Origin of the sequence: Okeania sp. SIO2F4, assembly GCF_010672385.1 — a bacterium.
GTDB lineage: Bacteria > Cyanobacteriota > Cyanobacteriia > Cyanobacteriales > Microcoleaceae > Trichodesmium.
The window spans coordinates 1-3,990 of the sequence record NZ_JAAHGT010000899.1 but is presented as its reverse complement, the minus strand read 5'-3'; the positions used below and the strand labels follow the sequence as shown (position 1 = coordinate 3,990).

3 protein-coding genes are annotated in these 3,990 nt (G+C 37.9%); all 3 read right to left on the bottom strand.

Annotated features, from left to right (window positions below; genetic code table 11):
• Window positions 1-829: 829 nt before the first annotated feature.
• The 3 genes from F6K22_RS34675 to pyrH all read right to left on the bottom strand — a co-directional run bounded on the left by F6K22_RS34675 (window position 830) and on the right by pyrH (window position 3,474).
• Window positions 830-1,945, bottom strand: a complete 1,116-nt coding sequence (locus F6K22_RS34675) for a geranylgeranyl reductase family protein (protein ID WP_293108912.1) — start codon at window positions 1,943-1,945, stop codon at window positions 830-832.
• 265 nt (window positions 1,946-2,210) lie between these two features.
• Complete coding sequence (frr, locus tag F6K22_RS34670; RefSeq protein WP_293108909.1) at window positions 2,211-2,759, bottom strand: ribosome recycling factor; 549 nt, start codon at window positions 2,757-2,759, stop codon at window positions 2,211-2,213.
• A complete protein-coding gene (gene pyrH / locus F6K22_RS34665) occupies window positions 2,740-3,474 on the bottom strand; it encodes a UMP kinase (RefSeq protein ID WP_293108906.1) in 735 nt (244 codons plus the stop codon). Before pyrH ends, frr begins: the two co-directional genes overlap by 20 nt.
• Window positions 3,475-3,990: the final 516 nt, after the last annotated feature.

Genomic DNA, 3,990 nt, shown 5'->3' with positions numbered 1-3,990 from the left:
TACTATTGCGTATAGAGCAATAATCAATTCATTTTCTGAAGCACTCCGCCAGAGGAGATGAATAGTAAAATTTCTGACTATTGCGGATAGAGCAATTATTAATTCATTTCCTGAAGCACTCCGTTCGAGGAGATGAACAGTAAAATTTTTCGACTATTGCGTATAGAGCAATAATCAATTCATTTTCTGAAGCACTCCGCCAGAGGAGATGAATAGTAAAATTTTTCGACTATTGCTCTATACGCCAGAGTCAATACATTTGCTGAAGCACCTCCGTCAGAGGAGATGGATAGTAAAATTTTTCGACTATTGCTCTATACGCCAGAGTCAATACATTTGCTGAAGCACTCCGCCAGAGGAGATGAATAGTAAAATTTTTCGACTATTGCTCTATACGCCAGAGTCAATACATTTGCTGAAGCACCTCCGCCAGAGGAGATGGATAGTGAAAATTTTTGACTATTGCGTATAGAGCAATGATTAATTCATTTCCTGAAGCACACAAACAGAACAGATGGATAGTAGTGGACTGAAACAGTCAAGTAGGGTGCGAAATTGCGCTTACCAAAAACTATCGCTGAACTCTCAAATATTAAATTTCGCCGCAGGGCACCGCCCTCGCAGTCCACGACATATTTTGCACAAAATTGTCAGTCCACTACCAGAACGACAGAACTAAAATGGTTCGTTACGACTGATTGTTCTTGGGTTTTTCCGTTGGAAATGCTCCGCAAACGTCCCTCAACCCAACCTACATCTATTGCAAAATTTAAGATGAAACAGTCTACTATTGAACTTCTGACTTCTAACTTCTAACTTCTGACTTCAGCTAACCTCTTCCTGGCAAAAAACTACTACTTAACTTCTTAATAGCAGTATTAGCAATATCCGCATAACGCAATTCTCCACACAAAATTTTACTCATTACTGTCGTAGCTGCTGGTAACTTAACCCCTACTTTATAAGCTACTTTAGGAAACCGATAAAAAGCTCCTGCTAAACGACCTGCCCAAACCATATCTGCACCCCATTCTTCATTAATTATCTGAGTATATTTTTTCAGAGCATCTCCATCGCCTCCCAACGCTTGATCGATCGCTTCAGCAGCTTTTACACCACTAAAAATTGAAGGGCGAATTCCTTCTGCTGATAAGGGGTCTGATAAACTTGCTGCTTCTCCTGCCAAGACAGCATTTTGAGTGTGCAGATTTTTATCTCCATCCCATAGAGAAATGTCATGTTCTAATAATTTATCTTGACTTATATTTGCACCAATTTGTTGAGCATATCCCATCAAATCTTGAGAGAGGTTTTTGGCTTCCCCGCCTCTAAAAGTAGCAATACTAATTGAATAGGAATCAGCTTTCGGAAAACCCCAAATATTCCCATTTTTAACTAAACCAAATTCAAAGGTTGCTTTTTGATTTGACTCATTTAATGGTGCTTCAAAAACTAGACTTTGCCGTTTTTTAGATTCTTTAAAACCTAACCATTTAGCCATTGGTCCTTTGGCTCCATCCGCAGCAATTAAATAACGACCAGTAAAAGTTTCCGTTGTTGTTTTAACTTCCCAAGAATCGCTTTTAAATTCAATACCTGTAACTTCTGTTTTGTCTCTTAATTCTGCACCTTGTTCTGTAGCTTTTTGTATCAGAAAATTATCAAAAACATCCCGTTTTACCATCCACATAGGAACAGGCAAATTTGCTTCTACAGGATCTTCTAATTTCCATGTATAACGAATTTCTTTTACCTTGAGAGAAATTGCCGGGCTTAAATCAAAGTCAAACCATTGAGCGATCGCTGGAGAGACCCCACCACCACAAGCTTTAACTCTAGGCAAAGATTCTTTTTCTATGACTAAAACAGAACGTCCTTTCTTAGCCAAATGATAAGCTGCTGTACTTCCTGCGGGGCCTGCTCCTACGATTATACAATCAAACATTTCTTCTAATTCTAATACTGAGATTTTTTATGATTTGTCAGGATGGGAAAATACCTATTGAGTAGGGGCAGTTTCTATAGAATAGATAAGTCATTGACTTGCTTAAACCATCTATAAAACTTCCCCCCTGCAAAAGTCACATAGTTCCCACCTTACCTATTATTCTCTAAGATACTCGATTTTGAATACCTTGTCGATATAGAGGTGTTTGAACTTTTAATTTTTTACTTTTGACTTTTGTTTATCTGTTATTTTCAAGATTTTTTTAAACTGTGGTAATATCCTTCTCTTTAGCAGCTAGTAACTCATCTATTTTGGCGATGTATTTATCTGTCTTCTTTTGAATTTTGTCTTGCAAATCTCGTGATTCATCTTTAGAAATATCGCTCTTTTTTTCTTGTTTACGAACTGAATCTACGGCATCACGACGAATATTCCGGACAGAAACTTTCCCCTCTTCAGCAAGTTTTGCTGCTAACTTAACCATTTCCTGACGACGTTCAGTTGTTAATGGAGGAATATTTAACCTAACAATAGATCCGTCATTGTTGGGAGTTAAACCAACGTCTGACATATTAATAGCTTTTTCAATCAAGCTGAGACTACTTTTATCAAAAGGTTGAATAGTAATGGTACTAGCATCTGGGACGCCAATATTTGCCATAGATTTGAGTGGAGTTGGAGTTCCATAATACTCCACTATTACTCTGTCTAAAAGAGAAGCATTAGCTCTTCCAGTTCTAATAGTATTGAAGGAACTTTGAGTCGCTTCAACTGCTTTTTTCATCTTATCCTCAGCTTCTTCTAGATTCATTAAAACCTCCTACAATAGTTCCAATTTTTTCTCCCATAACAGCTTTACGGATATTACCCGAAACTGAAAGGTTAAATACAATAATCGGGATATTATTTTCTTTGCAAAGAGCGATCGCCGTACTATCCATTACCCGTAAGTCTTGAGTTAATACTTCCGTGTAATTCAGGGACTCGTATAGTTTGGCCTCTGGATTCTTATGTGGGTCAGAATCATAGACCCCATCAACTTTAGTGGCCTTAAAAATCACCTCTGCATCAATTTCTGCCGCTCTGAGAGCAGCAGTAGTGTCAGTAGTAAAAAATGGATTACCAGAACCGGCACCAAAAACCACCACTCGACATTTTTCTAAATGGCGAATAGCTCGGCGACGAATGTAAGGTTCAGCTAGTTCCTGCATAGCGATCGCTGTTTGGACTCTTGTTGGTACTCCTGCTTGTTCCAGGGCATCCTGTAAGGTAATAGCATTCATTACAGTGGCAATCATACCAACATAATCTGCTGTTGCCCTATCCATTCCCTTAGAGGCTGCTTTCACACCTCTAAAAATATTACCGCCTCCAACTACAATTGCCATTTGGATTCCTGTGGCCACTACTTCGGCCACTTCCTGAGCAATTCCTTGGACTACTGCTGGGTCAATGCCATAGCCCAAACTTCCCATCAAGGCTTCACCGCTCAACTTGAGCAAAACCCGTTGATAAACTGTCCCCATGCTGTGAGTATTTTTTCAACTAAAGTTGCTTCCACAATACGATACCAGTTGAGCTACTTTTTTCCACTATTTTATTCTTGATAAAAAGTGATAAATTGTTCTTTATTCAGTTGTTTATGAGTTGAGGCGAGGCAGTTTTTGTCAAAGGGTTTTATCAGTAATTGGATAGAAGTATTTCGGGTCTGCTGAAAAAGTTTTTGGTGAGTAAAGGCTAGAGGCAATAGTATTTTTCAGGTTTAACAGAAGTGATTTTTTTTATTGTATCAGTCGAAAAACTGGATTAGTTTTGAATAATTTCAGTTTCTAACTTACAGTTTATAAATCAATAGTTTTACTCTATTTTATTCTTGATAATTAGATGATAAAAAGTGATAAATTGCTATTTATTGAGTTGTTTATGAGTTGAGGCGAGGCAGTTTTTGTCAAAGGGTTTTATCAGTAATTGGATAGAAGTATTTCGGGTCTGCTGAAAAAGTTTTTGGTGAGTAAAGGCTAGAGGCAATAGTATTTTTCAGG